Raw genomic sequence first — 24,827 nt, forward strand, 5'->3', positions numbered from 1 at the left:
GGCACCATCCGCAGCGGGCACGGCGCCCGGGGCGGTACGCGGGGGAAAGCCCCGTTCTCCACCGTCGCGAGGAGGGGACAGAATGTCCGGACCCTACAGTGAGCACCCGCGCGAGCACAGGGGTGCGGCAGAACTGATCGCGACGCGCGCTGCCCGCGCCCGCGCGGGCCACGGTGGTGCGGTGCTCCTGCGCGGGGCCACCGGCACCGGCCGGACCACCGTGCTGGAGGCCGCCGCCGAGGCCGCCGCCGGGCACGGCATGCGGGTGCTGCGGGCCCGCTGCTCCCCCGACGATGCCGCGGTCCCCTTCGCCGCCGCCCGGCACCTGATGCGCTCCGGGGCCGCGCCGGAACCGTCCGCGGGGGGCTGCGGACGCGGTACGGGCACCGGCCGGGAACAGGACCCCCGCGAACCGGGCGCCGGCCCGGAACAGGAAGCCGGCGAACCGGGCGCCCGTGAACAAATCGACCGTGAACGGGGCGACCAGCTGCGCCAGTTGCTGTTCTCCCAGGCCGAACAGGCCGCGCTCCTGGTGGCCGTGGACGACGTGCACCTCGCCGACGCGTCCTCGTACCGGTGGCTGGTGGAGACCGCCCGGCACGTGGACCGGCTCCGGCTGCCGGTGCTGCTGGTGGTCGCCGAACGCAGCCAGTACGACGTGGGCGCGCCCGCACCGGGCTTCGCCCGCGGCCTCTCACCCGCCCTCCTCCGCACCCACACCCTCGCCCCGCTCACCGGGGACGCGGCGGCCGCCCTGGTGCGCGCCAGGTTCCCCTCGGCCACCGGGGCATGGGTCGAGGCGTGTACGCGGGCGGGCGCGGCGAGCCCGCTGCTGCTCCGTGCCCTGCTGGACGACCTCGGTGCCTCCGGCGCCCTCCCGGCCGTGCCCGAAAGTGCCGCCGCGCTGTACCCGGGTGCGTACGTGGCGGCGGTTTCCTGGTGGCTGGAGTCCGCCGGGGCGGACACCTCGGAGGTGGCGCGCGTCCTCGCGGCCCTCGACGAGGAGCCGGACCGCAGGAGCCCGGAGCAGCCCCGCACGGCCGCCACCGGCGCGGACCGGGCCGCCGAGGAGCTCGGCCGGCTGCTCGCCGAACTGTCCGGCGCCGATCCGGCCCGGGTGACGGGGTGGCTCACGGCGATGACCGGGCTGGGCCTGCTGCGTCCCGGCGGCGACGGCAGGCCACGCTACGCCCACCCGTTGCTGCGGGACGCGGTCCTCACCTGCGTACCCGCGACCCGGCGGTACGCCGTGCGCGGGGCGGCGGCCGAAGTGACGCGGCGCTGGGGCGCCCCCGCCGAGACGGTCGCCGGGCATCTGCTGCTCGCCGGTCCGGTGGGTCAGCCCTGGGCGCCCACCGCACTGCACGGCGCCGCCTCGCTGGCCCTGCGCGCCGGACGGACCGGCGACGCCGTCGCGTACCTCCGCCGCGCCCTGGACGAACCGCTCCCCGACGGGCAGCGACAGCGGCTGCTGACCGACCTGGGCTCCCTGGAGTACGCGGGCGCCCAGTCGTCGGCCGCGATCCCCCGGTTCACCGAGGCGCTCGCGCTGGCGGGCACCCCGCGCGAACGGGTCCGCGCCGCCGTCGCCCTGGGCACCGCGCTCGCCGGGCGCGGCAAGACGCGCGCGGCCCTGGAGGTGCTGCGCAGGGCCGACGGACAGCTCGCCGGCCACCCCGGCCTGGCGAGCACCCTGCAGAGCGCGACGGTGCTCCTCTCCGACCAGGACAAGACGGTCCGCCGCGAGGTCTACCGGTGGCTGCGCGCCACCGCGGAACGCACCCCGGAGCTGGTCAGCCCGGCCGCCCAGGCGCTGCTCGTACGGTACGCGGCCACCGCCGGGCTGACCTCGGCCGACGAGGCGATGCGGAAGGTACGGGTCCTGCTCGCCGAGCCGTCCGACCCGCTGGCCGAACCGTTCCTGCTGGGCGCGGCGGCCACGGTCGCGCAGTGGGCCGACGAACTCGACGAGGCCGAGGAGCTGGTCGACCGCGGCCTGGACGGCCGGCTCCCGCACCTGCCGCACCCCATGCACATGGCGCTGGTCAACGTACGCACCGACATCGCGGCCGCCCGGGGCGAGTACACCCGCCTGCCGGCCGGGCCCGCCGTCGCCGGGTCCACCGGGCTCGCCCCCGCGCACGCCCATGTGCTGACCGGGCTCGTGGAGGCGGGCCGCACGGCCGAGGCGCGGCGGCTCGCGGACGCCTTCGACCTCCGGGAGGCGCCCGATTCCTGGGGCCGCAACCGGTTCCTCTACGCGCGAGGACTCCAGCGCGCCTCGGCGGGAGACCCGGCGGGAGCGCTGCACGACTTCCTGGAGTGCGGGCGCCGCCAGGCCGAACGCCAGGTGGTCAGCCCGGTCGTCACCCCGTGGCGCACGGCGGCCGCCCTGTGCTGCCTGGTCCTGGGCAGCCCCGGGCAGGCGCTCGCGCTGGCCGAGGAGGAGCTGCGCCTGGCCCGTGTCTGGGGCACCGCGCGCCCGGTGGGCCGCGCGCTGCGGGTGTTCGGCACGGTCACCGGCGGGCGCCGCGGTCTGCGGATGACCGAGGAGGCCGTACGGCTGCTGCGGGACTCACCGACCGAGGTCGGCACGGAACTGGTCAGCGCACTGCTCGCGCAGGGCCGGGCGCTGACCGCCGCCGGGGAGCACGCCCACGCCCGCAGATGCCTGCGCGAGGCGGTCGAGCGCGCCGAACGGCTCGGGGCGGTACGGCTGCGCACCCTCGCGGAGCAGGCCCTGCGGGAGAGCGGCGCCCGCCGCCCCACCCGGGCCGGTACCGGCGCGCGCTCCCTCACCGCCAGCGAACGCCGCATCGCCCGGCTGGCCGCCAACGGCCACACCAACACCGAGATCGCCGACCTGCTGCATCTGGCCCGGCGCACGGTGGAGACCCATCTGACGAACACCTACCGGAAGTTGGGGATACGGCGACGGGTCGAGCTGGTCACCTCGCTGGGCTCGGACTGAGCCGGGGCCGCTCCCCTGGCTCCGGCCTCGTAGCCCCGGTGCTACGAAGCTGCCGGAGGTGCCGGCGCCGCAGGGGCCAGACCCAGGTGGTTCTCCGGGTCGCGGAGTCCGGCCCCGGCCGTCCGCACCATGCGCCCGGCCATCGGCTCCGGCACCCGGATCACCACCGGCTGCGGCAGGGTCAGCTCCCGCACGGTGGGGCCGCCGGTCCCGTCCAGGCCTACGGCGGCCCGGCCCCTGTTGCTCACCTGGGCCACCACCCTGACGTCCAGGGTGAACTGGAGGAGCACCGACTTCGTCTTCGGCTTGACCAGCGGCCAGGACCCGGCCGCGTTGCCCGCCGCGGCGGCCGCGCCGCCCGAACCTCCCACCGTGCCCATCAACTGGTTGAGCCGGAGCTCGTCCGGGTTGAGCAGAGCCGCACCCGCCGCTCCCCGCCCCGATCTGCTCTGCTCCGCGGAGGCGGAACCCTCGCCCTGGGTCGGGCGGAGTCCTCCGAGACGGCTCTGGCCCACGGTCTCGAACGTCATCGTGTCGCCGACGCCCAGGACCCGGCCCTCCCGCAGCCGGGCGTGCACGGAGGCCCGCAGATCCTGGCCCTCGACGCCACTGGCGTGCACCGGCGGCAGGTCCGCCCCGGCGGAGACCAGCAGGGGCAGCGCCGCGATCATCCACTCGGTGGAGATCGCCTCGTTCAGCGCGTACGCGGCCGCCTGCCCCTTGCCACGGAAGCGGTCGCCGCCCCCCGCCGCCCTGACAGCGGTTTCGAGCACCTGCCGTACGCGCCCGGCTCCCTGGAACCCGTTGACCTGTGCCTCCATGGGCAACCGCACCCCTCGGGCCCGCCAGGCCCCGTGGTCGGACCGGTCTCCGACGGACCGGGGGGCGGGGGCAGTGGTCTCCGCGGCAGTGGCGGGAGCAGCCGCGGAGGCGGCGGCCGGCGCGGGCAGACGCGTGCGCGCGGGGCCCGGGGCGGGCGCGCGCACCCGGCTGAGGGCGTCCAGGTCCTTCACCGGCACCCGGTGGGTCAGTTCCAGTCCGCCCAGCCGGGCCAGCGTCACGCGCGTCCCCGAGGCGTCGAACAGCTCCAGGTTCGCCGTGACCGGTATCCGCATCTTCGCCGACGGAGCGGACTTGGCCTCGGCGACCATCTTCATGCCCACCTGGCCCCGGCTCGCGGAGCCCTGGCGGCGGGACGAACCGGTGGCGAACCCGGCCCCGCCCGCGCCGCCCACTCCCTTCAGGCCGCCCAGCCCGCCCTCGGGCCGGGCCGAGCCGGCGAAGATGCCCTCCACCCCCTTCGTCACCCCCTGGTCGCGCATGGTGGCCTGCTGGCCGACGGCCGCGGTGATGTACTCCATGTCCCGCCCGTCGTCCGCGTCCTCCAGAAACGTGCCGTGGCCGGACCGGTCGATCCTGAACACGGCCCAATAGGGGGTGTTGCGCCCGTCGAACAGCTCGACGGTGACCCCGCCGTCCATGGCGCCGGACAGCAGGCCGGTGGAACCGCTCCGGTCCAGGACCCGCAGCAGCCGCTGCACGTTGTCGTGCCGGTCCTTGAGCTGCTGCCTCGGCAGCAGGTCCTCCGCGAGCCTCTTCTTCGGGCCCCGCGCGAGGCTGTCGCGCACCATCCCGAGCAGCGGGACGAAGTTCGGCAGCTGCTCGACCGTGCCGAAGCCGAGCGGCAGCGCGCGGTCGAGGGTGCGCCCGGCCCCCGAAGCGGACGCGGCGGGCGCGGTGGTCCCCTCCCCGGTCGTAGCGGCGGTGACGGCCGTGGCCAGGTCGCCGCCCGTACCCTCGCGGGCTTCCCGTTCGGCGCCCGTACGCGAGCTCTCCCCGGTCTCCGGGCCGCCCTGCCGGGCCCCCTTCGCGCCGACGGCTGCCTTCGCCCCGGCCTCCTGCTTCTCCCGCCGTCCCACCTGCTTGCGCACGGACGCCGGGAGCTGGGCCTCCGTCAGCCACACCGCGGCCTCGGCCGGCAGGGTCAGGGCGCGGCTCTCCACGTAGGGCCCGCCGGTGGTGACCGCGACTTCGGCCACCATGTGGACCAGCAGGTCGCACTGGACCAGGTAGAGCGGGGCCTTCTTCGGCGTGTGGGCGTTCCGTTCGACCGTGCCGGAGACGGCGGAGGTGTCCGCCCCGCCCTCCGACACGGTGCGGTGGAACGCCAGCCCCTGGCTCGTCCGGCCGCCCGCGACGGTCTCCGAGCCCGTGGCCCCGAACTGCCACGTGCCGCTGGTGCTCCGCCCCTCCTGCCCGGCGCTCTGGTGACCGCCCAGGACCAGGGTCTCCGTACCGGGACCCGCCCCCTTGTGCAGGAACCTCGGGTTGGCGAGGGTCATCCGGCTGCCGACCGCCCCGTTCAGCGCGGCGAGGCGGCGCGCGTACCGCAGGTCCTTCACCACCCAGCCCGAGGACGTCGCCTGCCGCAGTGCGGCGTGCAGCGCCTGCGGGCTGAGCCGCTCCTCGATCGCCAGCCGGGGCGCGAGGCCTTCCGTCGCCAGCGCGTCGTCCCCCTGTGCGCCCGTGCCCCTGGCGGCGGCCTTCGACAGCAGCGCGAAGGCGAGATCCCGGACGGCCCCGCCGTCGCCGACGGTCTCCAGCAGCTGCCAGTCCCGCACCACCGACCCGGCGGAGGGCTTCTGGACGAGCGCGGCCAGGTCACCGATGCCCGAGAGAGCGAAGGGGCGCTCCAACCCGGCCGGCCGCGCCTTGCGCGTCTCGGCGTCCGCATCCTGCCCGGACTTCTCCGAGTCGTCCAGCGTGAACTCCTGCGGCGTGCTCAGCCGGACTTCCTGCCCGCCCAGGTGCAAGGTGCTGATCGATTCCGCCCTCGGCGCCCGACGGCCGGGGCTGCCCGGGGTGACGGTCCGGGCGAGCTTGCGCGGCCGCGAGGTCATGGAGACGTCCACGTCGAGCAGGAGCGACGCGCCGAAGACGGACGCGGTGTCGGAGCCGTTGGTGAGGGTGTCGGTACGGGTGCCGGGGCCGCCCTGGTTGCGGCGCTTGCCCGACCACTGCTTCTCGTAGCGGGCCGAGGCCGTCAGGATGCCGGGGATCAACCGGACCTGCCCCAGAGCCTGGACGCCGAGCGACCGTGAACTGCTGCGCCCGGTCTGGGCGTTGCTGGTGATCCCGGAGTGGCCGCGCACCATCCAGTCCTTGGTGTCGCCGAGGTAGTGGGTGCCGTCGAGCCGCCCCTTGACCCGGACCAGCACGTCATGGCTGTGCATCTTCGACTTGCGTCGCAGCCGTACCGGGATGCCCGTGGAGAGCAGCTGGGCCTTGTTGGCCTTGAGGCTGGTCTCCGACAGGGCGAGCGCGAGGCTGCGGTAGTTGCCCCGCTGGGTCTCTGCCTCCTCCCTGGTGGGGATCCTCGTCGCCGGGGTCCCCCCGAAGAGGGGGAGGTACCCGGCCAACCGGGCGTCGTCCCCGAACAGTTGCGTCACGGCTTCCATCATCGGACGGCTGTCGACATGGCTGAGGACGACGCTGGAACCGTTCTCGTACGCGAGGTGCCGCTCGGCATCCTGTTCCCGGCCGTCCTCGCCGGTCTTCTTCGGCTTCCTCACGAACTCCCCGGCCTCCGCACCCGGCGGCAGCGGCAGCCCGAGGTCCCGCGCCTCGTCGGAGCGCAGGCTCATCCACACCTTCATCGAGTGCGTGGCGGTACCGAGCCGCGGGTTCAGCACCACCGCCCCCGGCTTGGGCCCCGTGCCCTCGGCGGTGAACCGCACGGTCGCCAGATAGAGCGCCTTCTCGCCGCGCACCTCGGCGCCCTGACGGTTCGTCACCGTTTGCTCGTTCACGGAGAACCGTGCCTTGCGGACGCCACCCACGGGCATGACCGTACCCCGTGCGACAGCGGCACCGGCGGGAGCCCCGAAGCCGAACGCCGGGCCCGCGCCGAGCCGGGCGGCGCGACCGTCGCTCGCGGTCGCGGTCGCCGTGTGCTGGGACTGCTGGTGGGTCCGCAACTGGGTCTTGCCGGTCGGCCAGGCGGGCGTCAGGCCCGCGAAGTCGGCCCGCAGGCGGTAACCGCTCGCCGTCTTCCCGTCCTTGGCCCACAGGTCCTCCCCGACGACCCCGTCCCCGAGCAGCCGGGGCAGGTCCTCCAGGACGCTCGCCGTCGAGGTCGCCTCGTACAGCCGCGCGCGACCGGGCGCGCCCGGGGCCGTGACCGACGGGTGCAGGACGGAGGCGACCGTGTCGAACAGCCCGCCGCCGCCCTTGTGGGGCGCCGCCTCCTCCGACACACCGACCGGGGCCAGGGAGTCGGCGAGCCGGACCCGCCGGGCGAACCCGTGGCTCAGGGCCTCCGGTTCGATCGGTGCCTGCGGTGCCGCGGTGCCGTTCGAGACCAGATGCTCGGTGGGCACCCGCTGCGTGAGCGTCCCGGTCTGCTGGAAGGACTGGACTTCCCGCGTACCGCTCTTCTGTACCCGTACGTCGAACCGCACCCTGCGCCGCACCTCGACGGTGCCCTTGTCGCTGCGCAGGACGCGTGGTTCCGCGGCGGTCCGCTGAGTCCGGGACTCGTCGGCGCTCTCCCAGGGCCGCACCGTGCCGGTGACGGCGGCGCCGGCCCACACCGCCGGTGCGACGGGCGCGAGCAGGAAGCCCGTGCCTCCCACCCCCTTCTCGGACGAGCCGCCCGCCGTCGCACTCACCGTGGCGCCCGAGTGGTGCTGGACGTCGACCTTGGTGTCCTTGCCCTCCTTGTCGTCCAAGGCTGCCGCCGGGGAACCCGGACGACCGGCCGGGAGCTTGCCCAGCTCCTTCTCCGTACGGAAGACGGGCAGGCTCCCCTCGTCGAGAGGAGAGATCCTGACCGTGACGTCGAACCAGTCCTTGCCCCGGGGGCCCCGCACCGCGAAGGCGCGCCCCTGCCCGAAGAAGGACTCGGGCCGCCCGGCCAGTTCGGCGGCGATCCCGGCGGCGGTGCCCTCGCCGCCCCCGGCCGGCTTGCCCGCGGCGGTACCGGCCCCGTGCCCGACGGCCGTCGCCACGGCGCCCTCGACCGGCTCGTGCCCGGTCAGCCCGTACACCGCCGACAGCCCGGCCGTCTCCAGCGACGCCAGATACGACGGCAGGACCATCCCCGTCCCGGCCTGCCCGGAGGCCACCGGAGCCACGGGGGCAGGGGCCGGTGCGGGGGCAGGGGCTGGTGCGGGGGCAGGGGCTGGTGCGTGGACGATTGCGGGGACCGGTGCGGGGACGGTCTGCGCCCGCCCCCGCTGGGCGTTCTCCACCACCGCCGCGGCCGCCGCGTTCCCCGCGGCCCGCTGGATGCCGAGGAGGACGCTCGGGGCGGGGCCCGGTGCGGAACTCACGGCCGCCTGCCTCGTCCGGGGCGCCTGCTGGGAGGTCTCGGTCCTGCCATCACCTGACTGCTGCCGTGTCCGCACGGGATCACCGTAAAGACGCCCGTCCCTGGTCAGGCGCCCGAATCAGGCTTCGGCCCGAGTCGCCTCCGACACCACACGCGCACGCCATCTTCCGTACATCGGGGCTTCGTCCGGGGTGCGGGCGCGGCGCGGCCACCGCGCCCACGGCGGCCGAGGGCCCACCCGCGTCACCCCCTGACCGGGGTGTGGCCGTCCATGGCGAAGCGGGGGGAGCACCGCTCGTCGGACCGGTCGCCCCCGTCCCAGACGCAGATCCACATCGTGTGTCCGACGCCCGAGAGGTAACTCGTCTTCGCCGCCTTCCAGTCGGCGTGGAACGCGTACGCGGTGCCGTCGCTGCGGTGGAGTTCGGCGCCGCAGCTCCGGCCCAGGGAGGTGTTGAGCACACCTGCGAGCTCCCCGGCGCCGTTGTCGTCCAGCCAGGCGGAGCAGCCGGCGGCGCTGCCGACCCAGGAGACGTCCGCCTCGGAGCCCTCGACCTGGGCCGGGTCCTTGTTGCCGTCGATCGCCTCGATCGGCGTCGAGGTGACGCGGGGGGCGGACGGTGCGGGCGGGGCGGACGTGGGTACGGCCGACGCGGCGGGTGCGGTGGGGCCCGACGAGGCGGGCGCGCCGCCGCCGGACGCGCTCGGTGCGGCGGTCGCGGCCACCCCCGCCGGTCCGGCCGGGGCCGGGCCGCCGGACTTGCCGGACCCGGCGGTGGGTGAGGCGGGGCGGTTCGGGTTCGCGGAGGCCGTCCGGGTCACCTCCGCCACGGGCTCGACGACGGCCGACGCGCGGTCCGACGGATCCGCGGCGTCCTGGTGCCGGAACACCGGCGGGTCGAGCAGGAACCCTGCCGCGACGCCCAGGGCGATCGTCGTGGCGGCCGTGAGCAGGAACAGGCGTCCGCGTCGGCGGCGAGGTGCGGCGGCGGGCGGCCGGGGGCTCCCGGGGGCCGGGCCGCCGTCGAGGTCCGGCGGCGGGCCGGCGTCCGGATCCGGCGGCGGGACGGTCTCCAACTTGCTCACCGGCGTGGTGGCGAAGGCGCGCCGCGCGGCGATGCGTGACATGACCTCGCGGGGCCAGGGAGCGGGAGCCGGCAGATGCGCGCGGGCCGCCTCCGCCAGCCCGGCGGCGGTGGGGCGGGCTGCGGGATCGTCCGCGAAGCAGGACCCGACGACGACGGCGAGGCCGGCGTCCACCGCACGCAGCGGCTCGGCGTCCGGGACGACGCCCGGGGTACGGCCCGAGGCCGCGTAGAGCACCAGCGCCCCGAGCGCGTAGACGTCCGCGGGCGCGTCCACGTGCTCGTCCCCGGCCTGCTGTTCCGGTGCCGAGAACCCCTGCGTCCCGTAGCCGCCACCGCTCCTGGTGAGCCTCGCCTGGTCCGCCGCGCGGGCGATGCCGAAGTCGATCAGCTTCACCCCGTCCCGCACCAGCATGACGTTGCCGGGCTTGACGTCGCGGTGCACGATCCCCAGCGCGTGCACGGCCGCCAGGTGGGCGGCCGTCTCGGCCAGCAGCAGCCACAGTGCCTCGGCGGGCAGCGGTCCGCGCATCCGGACCGCTTCGTCCACGGTGAGTCCGGGCACGTACTCGGCCGCGAACCAGGGGCGTTCCGCGGTGCCGTCGCTCGCCAGCACCCGCGGTCCGATCCCGGCCGGCACCCGGTAGAGGATGCCGACCTCGCGCTCGAAGCGCTCGCTGGAGACCAGCCGCGGCCGGACGCGCTTGACGGCGGCGTACCCCCTGTCGGACGCCCCGAGGTAGACCTCGCCCATGCCGCCGACGCCGAGCAGGCCGATGAGGTGGAAACTGCCGATCTCCTGCGGATCGTCCGCGCCCAGCGGCTCGGCGACCGTGCCATCCATCATCAGCAGTCCTCCGACCGCTCGCGCTCAGGGCGGGCAGATTATCGAGCGACTCCGGCCAAATCAAAACCAGTTGGCGGCGCCGAATGAATCAAGCCGGATGCACACGCGCGGGAGGAACGGTCCTCCCGGCGCCTTCGTACACTGACGCGATCCCGAGCCGGAGGTAGGCGCATGGCGTACGGAAACTTCCCACCCCAGATACTGCCGCCGGGCAGCCCCTCCGACAGAGTGCCCTCGGCTCCGCCGGGGACGATCTTCGTACTGGGCCCGGAGGGCGGCTACGCCGTACCGCCGCGCCGGTACACGCTGCTGTTCGGACGGGACCGCGAGGACGTTCATGTACCGGTCGGTGTCGACGACCCGACCGTCAGCCGTCGGCACGGCGTGTTCACCTGCACGACCGCGGACGGCGACTGGTGGCTGGTCAACACCGGCAATCTGCCGATCGAACTTCCCGACGGGGTGCTGATGCTCACCGGACACAAGCGGCTCATCGAGTCCGGGTACACCCCACTGGTGATCAACTCCTCCAAGCGCCGCTCCCACCTGGTGGAGGTCCGCGTCGTGGACGAGGACGACCACAACCCCCGTACCAGCGGCGGCGCGGAGACCGTGGACCCCGAGACGGTCTACGAACTCTCCCCACAGGAACGGCTGGTAGTGACCGCGCTCGCCCGCCGCTACCTGGAGGGCCACGACGCCTTCCCCCTCCCGCTCCCCTGGGAGGACACGGCGCGTCTGGTCAACGCCTCCCCGTACGTGACCAAGTCCTGGACCCACAAGTCGGTGGCGAACACGGTCGAGGACGTACGCGAACGGCTGCACCGCCGGGGCGTGCGCGGACTGCTGCGCGACGAGGTCGGCGAGCCCGTCGGCTCGACCCTCAGCGTCAACCTGATCAGAGAGCTGCTGAAGACGGCGACCCTGAGCGCCCAGGACCTGGAGTTGCTGACCGACAAGGACTGAGCGAACCGCACGCGCGGAGTGCCCCGGCCGCCGGACCTCCGGCCGGGGCCTCCGCGCCGCTCAGCCCTCCCCGTCCCGCTCGGCTCCGGCGTAGTACGTGACGTACTGGTGGCCGTTCTCGACCGCGAAGACGGCCGCTCGGTCCGTCGCCGAGTTCCGCTGCTGCGCCTGCGCCTGCGCTTCCTGTGGTGACTCGTGCTGCTGATCGGGTTCGTGCGTCGTACTCGTCACGTGGTTGTTGTCCCCCACGATGAAGGTGCCGGAGACGTTCCCGGTGCGGATGTCCCCGCGGGTGGATTCGGGTGGCATGGGGCGGCCTTTCTGTCGGTCGGGCAGGGAGGTCCCGGTCGGACGGGACGTTCTGCCGCTGCTGGGTCCGGGGCTGGGAGGCCGGGCCGGTAGACCGGCCCGGAGGGGGTCAGGCGCCGCAGTCGGTCTGCAGGCTGTCCAGGGCCGAGTTCATCGCCGCGTTCTCACTCGACGCGTCGACCTCGGAGCTCGTCGGATCGCTCGCGTACGACTCGTACTCGGCCTTCATCTCCTGAACGGCCGTCAGCATGTCCTCCAGATCCGCTTCCACGGAGCTGTCCTCGGCCTCCGAAGAGGCTTCCCGCAACGTGGATTCGATGGAGCCCAGATCGCTGATGACGGCGGCAATACCGGAGTCGGCCGCACCGGTGTCGGGCACGACGGAGGTGGCGCCCGAGTTGTACGAGGCCATGGCGTTGTTGTACGAGTCGACCGCGGCGGACGCGGTGTCGGCGTCGGCACTGGACTGCTCCATCTCCGGCGCCAGCTGCTGCATCACCGTCAGGCACACGGGATCGAAGGTTTCCCCGATGTCCTCCGTCCCGGTCCCGGTCGAACCGTCGTCGGAGCCGGGGACGAAGCCCGAGAACGCGTCCGGCGCGGACGAGTACGAGGGAGAGAAGTCCGACACGTAGGAGGTCGGCCGGTCGTTCGCGTCGACCGCGTATCCCACGCCCACCACGGCAGCGAAACCGAGCGTGCAGGCGAGCACCAGAGCCGACACCTTGCCACCCGCACCGACGGCGGCAACAGCCGTGTGGCCCGCGGTCGTCGTGGTCGCGGTGGTGCCCCCGGCATGCGACGCGTGCGCGGCGGAGGAGTGCGCCGCCGAGAAGTCGATCGTATGGGGCGTCGGTGCGGCCGTGTGCGCGCCGGTCAGGGGGCTCGCAGCGGCGTGCGGCTGTGCGGCGGCGTGGGTCATGTCGACCACCGGCCTCGCCGCGTGCGCGGTCCCGGCCGCATGCGCCGTCCCGGCCGCGTGCGCGGTCCCGGCCGCGTGCGCGGTCCCGGCCGTGTGCGCGGTCCCGGCCGTGTGCGCGGTCCCGGCCGCGTGTACGGGCCCGGCCGCGTGTACGGGCCCGGCCGCGTGTACGGGCCCGGCCGCGTGAGCCGCATGCGCCGTCCCGGCCGCATGCGCCGTCCCCACCGTGTGCGCAGCCACCGGTGCATGCGCCTGGACCCCGCCCGACACCGCGGTCAACGTGTTGCCCGCCGCCGTGCCGGCTGCCTGGGTCACGGAATGCGCGTGCAGCGTGGCGAGTTCCTGGAACAGCACGCCCGCTTCGAGCACCAGGGCCGCCGTCAGGGCGCCCCGCCCGATCGCCCTCCGGCGGTTGCGGGCCTCGCCCAGGAAGAACTCCTCGCCCTGCGCGTCTCCCGCGCTCCTCGCCGCCGCCCAGCCGGCTCCGAGCAGACTGCCCCACGCGTCGAACTGCCGGGACAGCGCCAGCTTCGGCGAGGCGGCACGGGCCAGCGCCACGCCGAGCTGCGGGTGTCCGCTGCTCTCCGCCCGCCGTACCGCCACGTCCAGGGCCTGGAAGTGTGCCGCGACGTCGTCCGGAGTGGTGTCCGTCGCCTCGACCCACACGGTGAACGCCTGGCAGAGCCGATCGGCGGGAAACTCCGTCCGCCGCAGGTCCAGCACGCAGTCGGCGACATCCGGCGGGCAGCTGTAGCCGGTCTCCGAGGCGACCAGCAGGCCGTGCCGGGTCATCCCCTCGGCGAGCGCCTCGGCGTCCGACCGGCCGAGCAGACCGTCGAGGTGCCGGGGGGCCAGCCAGGCACCGGGGAGCGATCCGAGCAGGTACAGCAGGTCGCGTTCCTGCGGCTGGAGCCTCTTCAGCAGCGCGGGGAGCAGCGCGGGGAGGTCACCGATGCGCGGCAGACCACGGCCGGTGGCGGCCGCCAGGGCGATGCGCCGCAGCCGGAGCGGGTTGCCCTCCACCGCGTCGCACAGCGCGGGAACGACCAGCGCCTCGTCCGGACTCAGTTCGCGGTGGATCAGCGACCCCACGAGCTCCGCCGCCGCCGGCGCCTTCACCCCGCCGAGCCTGATCGCGTGCACGCTGTCGACCGAGGAGCGCCGCTGCGAGGTGAAGACGAAGGTGGACTGCTCGGCCATGTCGAAGAGTCGCCGCACGTCGCTCTCGTCGAGCCCCACGTCGTCCAGGTAGATCCGCAACCGCAGTGTTCTCAGGTGCTCCTTCAGCACCTCCGTCGACGGCCTGTAGTTCGGCGCGTCGAAGCTGATGTCGAAGAGCGCCTGCGCGATGTCGTCGGCCGTACGCCCGCCGGCCTCGACGTAGGCGACGCCCTCGGGCCCGCGTGGCAGGGTGCGCGCGAGGTGGCGCAGCAACGCGCTCTTGCCGATCCCGGACGCGCCCCAGATCTGCACCAACTGCCGTGTCCCGATGGCGTCCCGCAGCACGTCCGCGTCCTGCGCCCGTCCGAACAGCGGCTCGGTGGCGGCCCGCGGCAGCTGTGCGATCGGCCGGCGCTTGACCGGGACCGGCAGCGGGCCCCCGTGCACGGTGACGACCGAACCCGACTGGGCGGTGATGTTGGTCAGGATGTTGCCGTTGCCCACGATCATCGTTCCGGGCACGTCACCTGCCCGAACGCCGCCTGACCGCTCCGGAACACCGTCGTTCTCCACCATCTGCTCTCCCCCGTCCTTTCCCGAATCCGGGTTCCCTCACCCGGTCACACTGGCGCCGTAGCACCGCGCCGACCGGGCGTTTTTACGTGTTCGGCGAGATCGCCGCCGGGCCCGGCCGCGGCGGCGATCCGGGCGAGGTGGTCCAGGTCGAGGATCGTGATGCTGCGGTAGCCGGTCACGACCGCGCCGGACTTCCGCAGCGCCCGCAGCGCTTTGTGGATCGACGACTCCGCCGCGCCGACCAGGGTGGCCATCTCCGGCTGAGACAGCGGGAGCCGGGCCTCGTGCCGGCCGGGCCGCCCGTAGGTGACGGCCAGGTGGTGCAGGATCCTGGCCAGGCGTCCGAGCACGTCGCAGCCGGTGAAATCGACGATCCGGCCGGTCGCCGTACGCAACTTGGCCACCACGCTCGCGTTGAGCGCGAGTCCGATGGCAGGGTGCCTTCTCGTGCACTCCACCAGTTCGGTACGGAGGATGTAGCGGGCCAGCACCGTCCCGCAGGCGGTCACGGTGCCGACGCGCGGCTGGTTGTCGATCCCGGCGAGCTCCCCGACCAGGTCTCCTGCCATCCGTACGGCCAGCAGCGCCTCACGGCCGTCCTGCGCGTGCGCGGTGACCTTCACCATGCCGCCGAGCAGGAGCAGCGCGAAGTCCGAGCGGTCGGCCTCGCGGATGGTGATCTGACCGGCCGGGTAGGTCACGCCGTGGCCGAGTCCGATGAGGACTCCGCGGTCGGCCTCGTCGAGCCGGCCGAGCAGCCCGGCCGACGGCCAGTACGCCGCGGCGCCGCGCACACGTGTGTTGCTCATGGGCCACACCCTCCCTTTCGTACGGCCGAAGCCGCACAAGCCGTATTAGTAGCCGTTCTCTTCGGGGACCCCTCCTCTACGGTCTCACCCATCATCTGGCTGACACCGGACAACCGGACGACGGCAATTGATCTTCGAATTGCCTGAACCCGTCGCGATCACGGAGGAATTGTGAATCCGAGGTACGAGTACCGGGCTTTGCTGGCGTGCGACATCGCGGGCTCCGCGGGCCGTGGGGAGCAGCATCTGCAGGAGATCCGCGGCGTCCTGCGTTCCGCGCTGACCGACGCCCTCGGTACGGCGGAGCTGGACGCGCGGGGGTTCGCGTCCGTCGACACCGGCGACGGCTGCCGGCTCGTCGCCCCGGCCGGGCTGCCCAAGGCCGGGCTGCTGTTCCCGTTGCTCCCGGAGTTGTGCGCGCGGCTCCGCGCGCACAACCGGCACGCCGGCCCGGAGACCCGGCTGCGGGTGCGGGCCGCGGTGCACGCGGGGGAGATCCGGTTCGATCCGGACGGCACCGTCTCCGGCGCCCCCTTCGAGGCGCTGGCCCGGCTGCTCGACTCGGCTCCGCTGCGGCACGCGACCCTGACCGGTACCACCGGCACCCCGCTGGCCGCGATCCTTTCGCGCCACGTCTACGAGGAGACGGTCGGGCACGGCTGGGAGGGGCTCGAAGCGGACGCCTTCACCGGGGTCGACGTCCGGGTCAAGGAGTACGCCTCCCGGGCCTGGCTCTGGTACCCGGGCAGCCCCGTCGGGCCGCGGGCCGTCACCGGCCAGGAGTCCGGGTCCGGCGAGGGGGCAGCGCGGCCCGAGCCGCAGGCGCCCTCGTCGGAGCAGGTCGTCCAGGTCTCGGGAAACGGCACCGCGTTCACCGTCAACCGGGGCAAGCAGCACGTCGCCCACAGCGACCGGAGTTGATCCGCACCGATGAACGAGGAACTCGCGGTGCTGGCCACGAGCGGTGCCACCGCTCTGGTCTCCGCCATGGGCACCGATCTCTGGCAGGAGGCGCGAGGGCTGATGAACAGGGTCCTCGACCGGACCGGGCGCGGCAGTCACCGCGACGAGCTGTCCGTGGAGCTGGACCGGCAGTCGACCGCCACGAGGGGAGCGGTCGACGCCGGTGCGGCCGACTACTGGACCGAGGTCCTGCGCCAGGTGCTCGAACAGAACCCGGACGCCGTCGGGGAGGTCACGGCACTGGCTTCGCTGCGCCTTCCGGAAAGGCCGGACATGGCGATACAGATCAATTCCGCCACCCATTCCGGCGAGGTGTTCGCGGTGCAGCACGGCTCTCAGCATTTCACCTCCCGGTCGAATGGCCGGGATTCAGGAGAACTTCGGGATTCAGGAGAACTTCGGTGAACCGGGACGAGAGCCGGCGGGACGGGCTCATGGACGGGCGGTTGCGGGCGGTGCTGTTCATGGCCGTCGTCGCCGGCGCCTTCGTCGAGGTCAGCACGGAGCACCAGCGGTACGGCCCGCTGGTGAACGTGTTCGCCCTCGCGGCGGTGGGCGTCGTCGGCGCGGCGGCCGTACTGGGATTCGCTCACGCCGAAGGTCCCGCCGCCGGGTCCGCCCCGACGCCGGACCCGCCGGCACGGGAACCGGTGCCCGGCACACCGCTTCCGGTCTGCCGGTACGCGGGCGGGCCGGCGGCACCACAGCCCCCGAAGCCCCGGTCGTTCCTGCGCGAGCGGCCGACCGACCTCAACGTTCCCCGCTTCGGCGACGGCGCCCGTGCCCAGGGCTACCCCTGGCTGCTGCCGGAACGCACGGTGCAGAACGGGATCGCCGCCGACGAGGCGACGGTCGGCGCCTTCACCATTCGCGGGGCCTCGGTCATCGGCCCCGGCCACCGCTGCGGTCACCCCGCCGAGCCGCGCCAGGACTCCTACCGGATCGGGCGCACCCGGGACAGTCGGCACGCGATCGTGGCCGTGGCCGACGGCCTGTCCAGCGCGGCCTGGTCCGACACCGGGGCCACCACGGCCTCCAGCCAGGCCGTCACCCTGCTCCGCGAGCAGATCGGGACGGTGGGCTTCGGCGGGCTCGACGTGAAGGAGCTGTACGGGCGGATCGCGGCGTCGATCGCCGCGCAGGCGACCGGCCGGGGCGTCGCCGCCTCGCACATGGCCACGGTGCTGATCACCGCGGTGCTCACCGAGCCGGACGTGAACGGCGTCGCGAAGGTCTGGGTCTCGTGGCTCGGCGACAGTTCGGCCTGGATGCTCGACCCGCACGTCCCGCTGTGGCGGTTCACCTCCGGACAGGTCAAGGACCGGTCCGCCGCGGTCGTCTCGAACGAGGTCGCCGGCCGGTTGCCGGACACCCCCCACCTGGCCGGGGACCACTACTTCACGCTGCCCCCGGGCGCAGCCCTCGCCCTGGTCACGGACGGCATCGGCGACGCGTGGGCGGACCCGGCGGGTCACGTCAACGAGTACTTCGCGAACGCCTGGCGCTCGCCGGTCCCGGCGACCCGGTTCACCGCCGACGTCGGCTTCGACGCACCGCAGTGCCTCGACGACCGCACCGCGGTCGTGCTGTGGAACGGTGGCCGGGCATGACCGGGCCCACTCCCGCCGACGGTGGTGCCGCCGGCCGGGCGGACGTCCGGCCGGGCTGGAAGCTGCCGCGGACCGTGAGTCCCGGCGATCTCGGGCCGCTGGCCGACCCGATCTCCGAGCACAACGGCCAGGCCGTCGCCGTACGGCCGTTGAAGGACCATCCGGGCTGGCTGGCCAAGCTCTACCGGCCGGGCGGGCACCAGGAGGAAGCCGATCGCCTCGACCTGCTGATCGCGGCTCCGGGCACGCTGCCGGACGCGGACCGCGCGCTCCTGTACACCGGCACGTGCTGGCCCGCGGCGCGGATCCAGGAGCCCGGCAACCCGGCCGTCGGCTGCGTGATCCCGATGGCGCCCGAGCACTACCGCTCCGAGCTGCGGCGCGGCGGGTTCGGCGAACGGCGCTTCGTGGAGATCGACTGGCTGGCGAAGTCCGACGAGTCCATCGGGGGCATCGGACTGCCGCCCCCCGGCTCCGAGGGCAGGCTGGCCGCCTGTCTCCGGCTGACGGAGCTCGCCGCGATCCTGGAGAACCTGGGCCTGGTCTACTCGGACTGGTCGTTCTCCAACGCCTTCTGGAGTCCGGACCGGCGCTCCGTCTACCTCATCGACGTCGACGGCTGCCGGCCGCGGAAGATGCCCGACATCCACCAGCCGAACTGGGCCGACCCGCTCACGCCTCCGGGCACCGACGCGGACGAGTACACCGACCGCTACCGGATCGGCCTGCTCGTCGCCAAGTGCATGACGGGGAGGCGGGACGCCCACGCCTTCCACACCGTCGCGGCGTCCCCCTGGCAGAACCAGCCCGCCGTCTCCGAAGTACTGCTCGACATGCTGCTCGCGACCGACCGGGAGCGACGTCCCTCCGCAGCCCAGCTGAACCGGGCGCTGAACGGCGGCCCCTACCTCAGGCCATCGCCACGTCCGGCCCGCGGCGAGCTGCCGCCGCTGCCCCCGCGGCCCCCCGCCGTTCCCACCGATCCCGCGAAGAAGTCCGAGGTCACGGCCCCCGAACGGCCACCGACCGACCTGCAGGCCGTCGGCTGGATCGTCGTACTCGCCGTCGCCGTGGTCCTGCTCCTCATCGTCATTGCCCACCACTAGCCCAGAGGTACACCCATGTCGCTCTGCCTGCCCACCTACGTGGTCATCGACGCGTCCTCGTCGATGAAGCCGCACGAGGCCGTACTCAACGCGACCCTCTCCCGCCTGCACCTCAACCTGGCGATGAATCCCCGCGTCTCGGAGTTCGCCCGGGTCAGCGTGGTCGCCTTCTCCACCGATGTGCACGTGGTGATCCCGATGTCGGACATGGAGCAGGTGCCGGCCATGCCCGAGGTGATCTGCGGCGGTCGCACGGAGTACGGCAAGACCTTCGCCCGGATCCGGGAGTGCGTCGAACGGGATGTCAGCGACCTGCGGGCGCAGCACCTGGACGTACTGCGGCCGACGGTCTTCTTCCTGACCGACGGCAGCCCGACCGACACGGGCTGGCAGGACGCCTTCCGCGAACTCACGGACCGGGACTGGCCGCGCCACCCCCATGTGATCGCCTACGGCTTCGGCACCGCGCAGCGCGCCGTGCTGGAAAAGGTGGCGACCAAGGCGCTGTTCATCGCTGACGGTTCGGACACGGAGTCGGCGCTGAGCGAGGCGATCACCGGCCTGCTCAACACCCTGATCGCCTCGTCGGCGACCGGCCGGATGCAGATCGCCACCGACGTCAGGGGCTTCACCTACGTCGAGGTCGCACAGGAGTACGTGGACTGATGAGCACCCCCGCCCCTCGCTCCCCGGCCCCCCGGCCCTCACGCGCCGCCGCCGGACTGACCACGCTGGCCGTGGTGCTGCTCCTCTGCGGCGCCTCGGTCCAGCTGACCGGCAACCTCCTCGGCTCCCCCACGACCAAACCCGGAGGCGCCCCGCACCCGCCGTCAACCGTCGAGCCCACCCCCACCCACCCCACCCGGCCCCCGTCACCACCCGCACCCGCGCCGACGTCCCCATCCGCGGCCCCGTCCACGTCCGCGTCGGCCGCCCCGTACGACCCCGGCGCTACGGCCACCACCGCCACGCCCACCCCCACGGCCTCCGCCGCACCGGCGCCCACCGCCACCGACGGCCCCTACTGCGCCGGGGAGCCCGAACCCGGCCTGTGGCCTTGCGGGACATCGGCACACCGAGCGAGCGGCACCGGTGCCCGGCCGGCACCCTCCGACACCGATCAGCAGAGTCCGTAAGGCGGTTGGAGAGCCGAGCGGGCCAACAACACCCAGGAGCGGGAGACGCACATGGGACTACTGCACGCGATCCGGATGCAGAAGCTCGTCGCGGACGCCAGGCGCGCACACGTCCAGGGGAACGACATCTTCGAAGCCTCCATCGACATCGACCCCCGGGCCATGGCCCGGGTCAGGAACCCCATGAAGAAGATCCGCAAGGAGATCGATCTGGTCGTGCGGTCCGTCGAAGCCGTCGGCTGGGAGTGCGTGGACGTCGGCCAGTTCATGTACGCGATCGAGATGAGGTTCGTCCGAGCGGGCTGAGCTGCGCGCTCCCGGGATGACGGACACGCCAGGCCCCCCGCTGACGTGCGCGTACGGCCCGGAGCTGTTTCCAGCCCCGGGCCACGGTGGTCGGCACGGCCCTGACGGGACCGGTCAGAGGCCGGCCGTGCTCACCGCTCGTTCGCGGACGAGCCAGCCCGCCTGGAACCTGCTCTGAGCGCCCACCTCACCGAGAATCTCGGCGATGTGCTTGCGGCAGGTCCGCAGGGCGATGCCGAGCCGCTTGGCCACCACCTCGTCCTTGTACCCCGCGGACAGCAGCTGGATTATGGCTGCCTTCGTCTCCTCGGTCAGGCTGTCCGGAAAACGGAGACCTCCCTTGGCGGCCCGGAACTCCGTGCCGGACGCCCAGGCACCCTCGGCGGCGTGCGCGACGAAGTCGACCAACGCCTTGTGCTGCACCATGTGATAACCGTCCTCGCCGTCCGTGACGACGACGGCCGACCGGTCGAAGAGCACCAGTCCCGGAAGCAGCGAGACCACCGTGCGCACTTCGCCACCCGCCTCGGTGATCCGCTCGGTGTACTCGGCGACGACCGAATCGTAGCGGGCGTAGTGGCCGAACAACGCCCGCACCTTGACATTCCGACGGAGCAGCGCCAGATCCCGCCGAATTGCCCACTCAAGTGACAGAGAGCTATTTCGGCCAAGCGGCTGGATGCTGAGCATTTCGTCGGTCACGTACGAAGCGGTCTCGTCCAGAACGTCATAAAGGTGAGACGTGTCACCAATCGGAACAATGACGCCGTTGTGGTTGGTCCCGCACCCGACGGTGTAGATGTCGGCCAGTCCGGCGAGCTGTTCACGAATTCCGTCCACCTGGGATCGCCAGGCGTCGATCAAGCCTTCGATGGGCTTTGTGTACTGCGCCTTTGCCGTATCCGGGTTCACCGCGACCCAGACACCCGCACGCACCGGACAGGCCTTGACGAGCCGCACTTCACGCAGGGTGCGCATCACCCGCTCGGCTCTCTCCTGCCCCCAGCCCAGAACGTTGACGATGCGCTCCGCCGTCAGACCGCCCATCTTGACCGCCAGGCCGTACGCCGCGCCCTCGTCATCCCCGATCACCGGGACCGCATATGGGATCTCCATTTTCCCCCGCCCATCGGATCTTCACTGATACCGGACCTGCCTGCTGGACACGCAGAAGCATCAACGAATCCCGCCCCGGGCGCCATTGGATGCACCACACACCCAGTACAAGGTGTAGTAAAATTTGAGTCAAGGGATTGAAGGGTGATTGGTGTCGGCCTTAAGAAATCGGAAAACCGGATGACACGGGTCCGTCTCCATGAGATTACATCGCTCGGATACGGTGCGAATTACTTCGATGTCCGAAAAGTCGATCTGCGGATCCACGCCCTGTGCGAGCAGATTCATGGCCAGGGTGATCAGATCGACGTTGCCGGTGCGCTCACCCTGTCCGAACAGACAGCCCTCGACCCGGTCGGCGCCCGCCTGCACGGCCAGTTCGGCCGCCGCCACCGCCGTACCGCGGTCGTTGTGCGGATGCGCGGACAGACAGACGAACTCGCGGCGGGACAGGTTGCGGGACATCCATTCGAAGCGGTCCGCCTGTGTCGACGGGGTCGAACGCTCCACCGTGGCCGGCAGGTTGAGGATGATCTCGCGCCCGGCGTCCGGCTGCCAGACGTCCATGACGGCCTCGCAGACCTCCAGGGCGAAGTCCAGCTCCGTGTCCGTGAACATTTCCGGGCTGTACTGGAAGCCGAACTCGGTCTCGTCGTCCAGTAGTTTCCCGGCGTGCTCCAGGACCGCTCGCGCACCGTCCACCGCGATCCCGCGCACGTCCTCGCGGGTGCCGCGGAAGACCACTTCGCGGAAGAGCGCGGCCGTCGCGTTGTAGAGATGGACGGTGGCACGGGGCGCGCCCCGCAGCGACTCCACGGTGCGTTCGATCAGTTCCCCGCGGGCCGGGGTGAGGACGGATATCGTCACGTCCTCGGGGATCGCCCCGCCCTCGATGAGGGAACGCACGAACGTGAAGTCCGTCTCCCCGGACGCCGGGAAGCCGACCTCGATCTCCTTGTAACCCATCTTGACCAGCAGGTCGAACATCTCCCGCTTGCGATCGGGGGTCATCGGGTCGATCAGCGCCTGGTTGCCGTCGCGCAGGTCTGTCGACAGCCACCGCGGCGCCGCCGTGATCCGACGGTCCGGCCAGCGGCGGTCCGGCAGATCGACCTGTTCGTAGGGGCGGTAGCGGTGGAAGGGCATCTTCGGCACGGTTCAACTCCCGGCTGTGCCAGGTGCGGTGGCCAGGACGGCCCAGGTGCGGTGGGGTACCCGCAGCGGGTCGTCCGGGAAGCGCTCACACAGGACACGCCCCAACTCGGCGTCGAACGCGGCCACCCCGTCCGGAGGCAGACTGGCTCCCACCCCGGCGCTGGCCCGCATGCGGCCCCGCCACGCCTCGTGCGTGTAGGTCACCTCCACGTCGAAGGAGAAGGTTTCGATCCCGGTGAATCCGCCCGTGGCCAGGTCGGTCGGCCAGCGCGGATACAGACCGGTGCTGCCGTACAGCGTCCAGTCCGGGTTGCGGGACCGGATGAGCCGCTCCGTCGCCTCCACCACGTTGCCGGGCAGCGGCAGCATGTCGAAGTGGGCGATGACGGCGTGTCCGCCCGGTCGCAGCAGCCTGGCCACTTCGCGGATCGCGCGGGGCGCGTCGAACCAGTGCCAGCACTGTCCGGCCGTCACCACGTCGTAGCGGGCGCCGGGCAGCCCGGTGTCCTCGGCCGCCGCCGCCCGATAGGTGATGCTCACTCCTTCCTCCGCGTCCAGCTCCGCGGCCCGGTCGAGCAGCGTCTCGGCCCGGTCGACTCCGGTGACGTCGGCGCCGGCCCGCGCGAACAGCCGCGCCAGGGAACCGGTTCCGGTGCCGAGGTCGAGGACCCGCTGGCCGGGCAGGCCGATGCCGTGGCCCCGCAGCCGCCGTAGCAGCTCGGCGGGAAAACCCGCCCGGTGCCGGGCGTAGTCGGCGGCCGTCAGCCCGAACTCCGGCCGCAGCGGTCCCGCCGTGGGATGCGTCTGGCTGAACCTGGTTGTCACCTGAGTCCGAATCCTTCCGTCGTGGCCGGCCCGGTCCGTGGCCGGGCGGTATCACAGATAGGCGCGGGCATGGGTCAGCGCGAGCCGCGCGAGTTCGCCGTCGGCCACCAGGGCGGCCGACTCGGGCCGCGGGCGGCGACGGGTCACGGCACAGCACCACTGGATCAACGGGCCCCGGATCACGTCGGTGCTCTCCTCCGGGCCGAAGGCGTACCGGGTGCCGTCCGCCGCGGTCAGTTCCAGACTCAGGGTCAGCCCCTGCGGCCAGCGCTGCCGGGCCCGGCCCAGCCCGAAGCGGAGCGTGGCGAGGCCGAGCCCGGCGACATGCCGCAGCCGGGGTGTCTCGGTCAAGGTGAGGCCGAGGGCGTCCGCCACGTCGAGGCCGTGCGCCCAGTGCTCCATGAGACGGGCCGCGGCGAAGTGCCGGCCTCCCATGCCGAAACCCCACGCGACCCGCTCCGACGGGTTCCGGGCGGCCAGCAGTTCGGCGGTGCGGTGGGCGTTCTGCGCCCACAGGGAGATGAGCCGGATCGGCGTCTGCTCGCGGTTGCGCCTGCACCCGTCCGCCGTGAACTCCTCCGCCGTGGCGAAGCCGGCGAGCGCCGTCGTGAATGCCCTCGGCCCGTCGCACAAGGTGTCCGCCGCCACCTCCTCGGTGTCCGCGAGATGGGCCAGCTGATCGCGGATCGTCCAGCCCGCCGCGGCCGAGGGCCGCTCCCAGTCGGCGTCCCGCACACAGGACAGCAGGGCCGCGAACGCCTGGTGCTCCGCACGCAGGTCGAGCACCTCGCCCGCCCAGGCCGTATTCCCCGCGACAGGCTCGACGGCCCGTGTCCGTTCCATTGACTGACCACTCCACTTCGGGGGCACGGTCTCAACGCCCGAGCAGCGTTCCGCCGTTGATGTTGAGGAACTCTCCGGTGACGTAGCCCGCCTCCGGTGCGGCCAGGAAGGCGACCGCGGCGGCCACGTCCTCGGGCTCGCCGACCCTGCCGACCAGGGTCTGCGCCCGCCTGCGGGAGAGCTCCTCCTCGGTCGCGGGGCCGCCGAAGAAGTCGGTCCCGGTCACGTAACCGGGCACGACCACGTTGGCGGTGGCCCCCTTGGGCCCCAACTGCCCCGCCAGCGCGTGGTTCCAGGCCTGCAGGGCCGCCTTCATCGCCCCGTAGGAGCCGTTGCCGCGCAGGGCGGCGATGGACCCGACCGTGACCACCCGGCCGCCCGGCGAGGCGAGCCGGGGCAACAGCGCCTCGGTGAGCAGAACCACCGGCAGGACGTTGTTGTCGAAGTCCCGCCGCCACCGCTCGGCGACCTCCTTCAGGCCTCCCCCGGCCGTCGCCGGTGTGCCGCGCACGCCCGCGTTGTTCACCAACACGTCGATCCGATCCGGCAGTTCGGACAGCCTGGCATCGATTTCCGCTGGGTCGGACAGGTCGACGGCGACGGTGCGCACCGGGTGCGCACCGTGGATCGCGTCCGCCGCCGCCCGCAGCACCTCGGCGCGCCGACCGAGGATGGTCACCCGGTCGCCCTGCCGGGCGAACCGGGCGGCCACGGCCCGGCCGATTCCCGTGCCGCCACCGCTGATCACTACCGATCGTTCTGTGCCGTTCATCCGTTCCTCCGGGTTCT

The 24,827-nt window shown here is 73.1% G+C and carries 18 protein-coding genes and 1 pseudogene; 9 read left to right on the forward strand and 10 right to left on the reverse strand.

Annotated elements, in window-relative coordinates; genetic code table 11:
• Nucleotides 1–82: 82 nt before the first annotated feature.
• Entirely contained in the window at nt 83–2,971 is a 2,889-nt protein-coding gene (locus ACWCSV_RS14445) for a LuxR C-terminal-related transcriptional regulator (RefSeq protein WP_451141978.1), read from the forward strand.
• Between the two features lie 41 nt (nt 2,972–3,012).
• Here ACWCSV_RS14445 and ACWCSV_RS14450 read toward each other — a convergent pair whose 3' ends face one another.
• Together ACWCSV_RS14450 and ACWCSV_RS14455 are read right to left on the reverse strand one after the other, a co-directional pair.
• Nucleotides 3,013–8,304 (reverse strand): hypothetical protein, encoded by a 5,292-nt coding sequence (locus tag ACWCSV_RS14450; RefSeq protein ID WP_451141980.1) that lies wholly within the window; start codon nt 8,302–8,304, stop codon nt 3,013–3,015.
• Between the two features lie 242 nt (nt 8,305–8,546).
• Nucleotides 8,547–10,235 carry a protein kinase domain-containing protein gene (locus ACWCSV_RS14455; RefSeq protein WP_451141982.1) on the reverse strand — a complete coding sequence of 563 codons (1,689 nt, stop codon included), beginning with the start codon at nt 10,233–10,235 and terminating at the stop codon, nt 8,547–8,549.
• Between the two features lie 171 nt (nt 10,236–10,406).
• Between ACWCSV_RS14455 and ACWCSV_RS14460 the strand changes: the two genes are divergently transcribed.
• Entirely contained in the window at nt 10,407–11,201 is a 795-nt protein-coding gene (locus ACWCSV_RS14460) for an FHA domain-containing protein (protein WP_451141984.1), read from the forward strand.
• Nucleotides 11,202–11,261: 60 nt separating this feature from the next.
• Here the strand turns inward: ACWCSV_RS14460 and ACWCSV_RS14465 are convergent, their stop codons facing one another.
• From ACWCSV_RS14465 to ACWCSV_RS14475, 3 genes are all read right to left on the reverse strand, one after another.
• Nucleotides 11,262–11,510, reverse strand: a complete 249-nt coding sequence (locus ACWCSV_RS14465; RefSeq protein ID WP_451141985.1) for a hypothetical protein — start codon at nt 11,508–11,510, stop codon at nt 11,262–11,264.
• Nucleotides 11,511–11,619: 109 nt separating this feature from the next.
• Nucleotides 11,620–14,115 (reverse strand): AAA family ATPase, encoded by a 2,496-nt coding sequence (locus tag ACWCSV_RS14470; RefSeq protein ID WP_451141987.1) that lies wholly within the window; start codon nt 14,113–14,115, stop codon nt 11,620–11,622.
• A gap of 98 nt (nt 14,116–14,213) precedes the next feature.
• Complete coding sequence (locus tag ACWCSV_RS14475) at nt 14,214–14,978, reverse strand: Crp/Fnr family transcriptional regulator (RefSeq protein WP_451141989.1); 765 nt, start codon at nt 14,976–14,978, stop codon at nt 14,214–14,216.
• A gap of 171 nt (nt 14,979–15,149) precedes the next feature.
• Here ACWCSV_RS14475 and ACWCSV_RS14480 point away from each other — a divergent pair, with 171 nt between their 5' ends.
• Genes ACWCSV_RS14480 through ACWCSV_RS14510 form a run of 7 tightly spaced genes read left to right on the forward strand, consistent with a single transcriptional unit; the run spans nt 15,150 to nt 20,099 of the window.
• Complete coding sequence (locus ACWCSV_RS14480) at nt 15,150–15,899, forward strand: hypothetical protein (protein ID WP_451141991.1); 750 nt, start codon at nt 15,150–15,152, stop codon at nt 15,897–15,899.
• Nucleotides 15,900–15,908: 9 nt separating this feature from the next.
• Nucleotides 15,909–16,346 (forward strand): hypothetical protein, encoded by a 438-nt coding sequence (locus ACWCSV_RS14485; protein WP_451141993.1) that lies wholly within the window; start codon nt 15,909–15,911, stop codon nt 16,344–16,346.
• Nucleotides 16,343–17,551, forward strand: coding sequence for a protein phosphatase 2C domain-containing protein (locus ACWCSV_RS14490; RefSeq protein ID WP_451141995.1), 1,209 nt, complete (start codon nt 16,343–16,345; stop codon nt 17,549–17,551). Before ACWCSV_RS14485 ends, ACWCSV_RS14490 begins: the two co-directional genes overlap by 4 nt.
• Nucleotides 17,548–18,657: a hypothetical protein gene (locus ACWCSV_RS14495; RefSeq protein WP_451141997.1), complete on the forward strand. Its 1,110-nt coding sequence runs from the start codon at nt 17,548–17,550 to the stop codon at nt 18,655–18,657. Before ACWCSV_RS14490 ends, ACWCSV_RS14495 begins: the two co-directional genes overlap by 4 nt.
• Nucleotides 18,658–18,672: 15 nt before the next feature.
• Nucleotides 18,673–19,323, forward strand: coding sequence for a vWA domain-containing protein (locus ACWCSV_RS14500; RefSeq protein WP_451141999.1), 651 nt, complete (start codon nt 18,673–18,675; stop codon nt 19,321–19,323).
• Nucleotides 19,323–19,793 (forward strand): hypothetical protein, encoded by a 471-nt coding sequence (locus ACWCSV_RS14505; protein ID WP_451142000.1) that lies wholly within the window; start codon nt 19,323–19,325, stop codon nt 19,791–19,793. Before ACWCSV_RS14500 ends, ACWCSV_RS14505 begins: the two co-directional genes overlap by 1 nt.
• Before the next feature lie 51 nt (nt 19,794–19,844).
• Nucleotides 19,845–20,099, forward strand: coding sequence for a hypothetical protein (locus tag ACWCSV_RS14510; RefSeq protein WP_451142002.1), 255 nt, complete (start codon nt 19,845–19,847; stop codon nt 20,097–20,099).
• A 114-nt stretch (nt 20,100–20,213) separates the two neighbouring features.
• Here the strand turns inward: ACWCSV_RS14510 and ACWCSV_RS14515 are convergent, their stop codons facing one another.
• From ACWCSV_RS14515 to ACWCSV_RS14535, 5 genes and pseudogenes are all read right to left on the reverse strand, one after another.
• Nucleotides 20,214–21,215, reverse strand: coding sequence for a hypothetical protein (locus tag ACWCSV_RS14515; protein WP_451142004.1), 1,002 nt, complete (start codon nt 21,213–21,215; stop codon nt 20,214–20,216).
• Between the two features lie 177 nt (nt 21,216–21,392).
• Nucleotides 21,393–22,361, reverse strand: a pseudogene (locus ACWCSV_RS14520) (2-isopropylmalate synthase); the annotation flags it as partial.
• Nucleotides 22,362–22,373: 12 nt separating this feature from the next.
• Nucleotides 22,374–23,195, reverse strand: a complete 822-nt coding sequence (locus ACWCSV_RS14525; protein WP_451142006.1) for a class I SAM-dependent methyltransferase — start codon at nt 23,193–23,195, stop codon at nt 22,374–22,376.
• Between the two features lie 51 nt (nt 23,196–23,246).
• Nucleotides 23,247–24,038, reverse strand: coding sequence for a maleylpyruvate isomerase family mycothiol-dependent enzyme (locus ACWCSV_RS14530; protein ID WP_451142008.1), 792 nt, complete (start codon nt 24,036–24,038; stop codon nt 23,247–23,249).
• 31 nt (nt 24,039–24,069) lie between these two features.
• On the reverse strand, nt 24,070–24,810 hold the full coding sequence (locus ACWCSV_RS14535) for an SDR family NAD(P)-dependent oxidoreductase (protein WP_451142010.1): 741 nt from the start codon (nt 24,808–24,810) through the stop codon (nt 24,070–24,072).
• Nucleotides 24,811–24,827: the final 17 nt, after the last annotated feature.

Source organism: Streptomyces sp. NPDC001770, assembly GCF_053596135.1.

Excerpts from the sequence above, each read along its gene's own strand:
- ACWCSV_RS14475 (WP_451141989.1), bottom strand. The coding sequence starts at position 14,978 with ATGAGCAACACACGTGTGCGCGGCGCCGCGGCGTACTGGCCGTCGGCC.
- ACWCSV_RS14495 (WP_451141997.1), top strand. The coding sequence starts at position 17,548 with ATGACCGGGCCCACTCCCGCCGACGGTGGTGCCGCCGGCCGGGCGGAC.
- ACWCSV_RS14460 (WP_451141984.1), top strand. The coding sequence starts at position 10,407 with ATGGCGTACGGAAACTTCCCACCCCAGATACTGCCGCCGGGCAGCCCC.
- ACWCSV_RS14455 (WP_451141982.1), bottom strand. The coding sequence starts at position 10,235 with ATGATGGATGGCACGGTCGCCGAGCCGCTGGGCGCGGACGATCCGCAG.
- ACWCSV_RS14515 (WP_451142004.1), bottom strand. The coding sequence starts at position 21,215 with ATGGAGATCCCATATGCGGTCCCGGTGATCGGGGATGACGAGGGCGCG.
- ACWCSV_RS14485 (WP_451141993.1), top strand. The coding sequence starts at position 15,909 with ATGAACGAGGAACTCGCGGTGCTGGCCACGAGCGGTGCCACCGCTCTG.
- ACWCSV_RS14445 (WP_451141978.1), top strand. The coding sequence starts at position 83 with ATGTCCGGACCCTACAGTGAGCACCCGCGCGAGCACAGGGGTGCGGCA.
- ACWCSV_RS14500 (WP_451141999.1), top strand. The coding sequence starts at position 18,673 with ATGTCGCTCTGCCTGCCCACCTACGTGGTCATCGACGCGTCCTCGTCG.
- ACWCSV_RS14505 (WP_451142000.1), top strand. The coding sequence starts at position 19,323 with ATGAGCACCCCCGCCCCTCGCTCCCCGGCCCCCCGGCCCTCACGCGCC.
- ACWCSV_RS14535 (WP_451142010.1), bottom strand. The coding sequence starts at position 24,810 with ATGAACGGCACAGAACGATCGGTAGTGATCAGCGGTGGCGGCACGGGA.
- ACWCSV_RS14530 (WP_451142008.1), bottom strand. The coding sequence starts at position 24,038 with ATGGAACGGACACGGGCCGTCGAGCCTGTCGCGGGGAATACGGCCTGG.
- ACWCSV_RS14510 (WP_451142002.1), top strand. The coding sequence starts at position 19,845 with ATGGGACTACTGCACGCGATCCGGATGCAGAAGCTCGTCGCGGACGCC.
- ACWCSV_RS14465 (WP_451141985.1), bottom strand. The coding sequence starts at position 11,510 with ATGCCACCCGAATCCACCCGCGGGGACATCCGCACCGGGAACGTCTCC.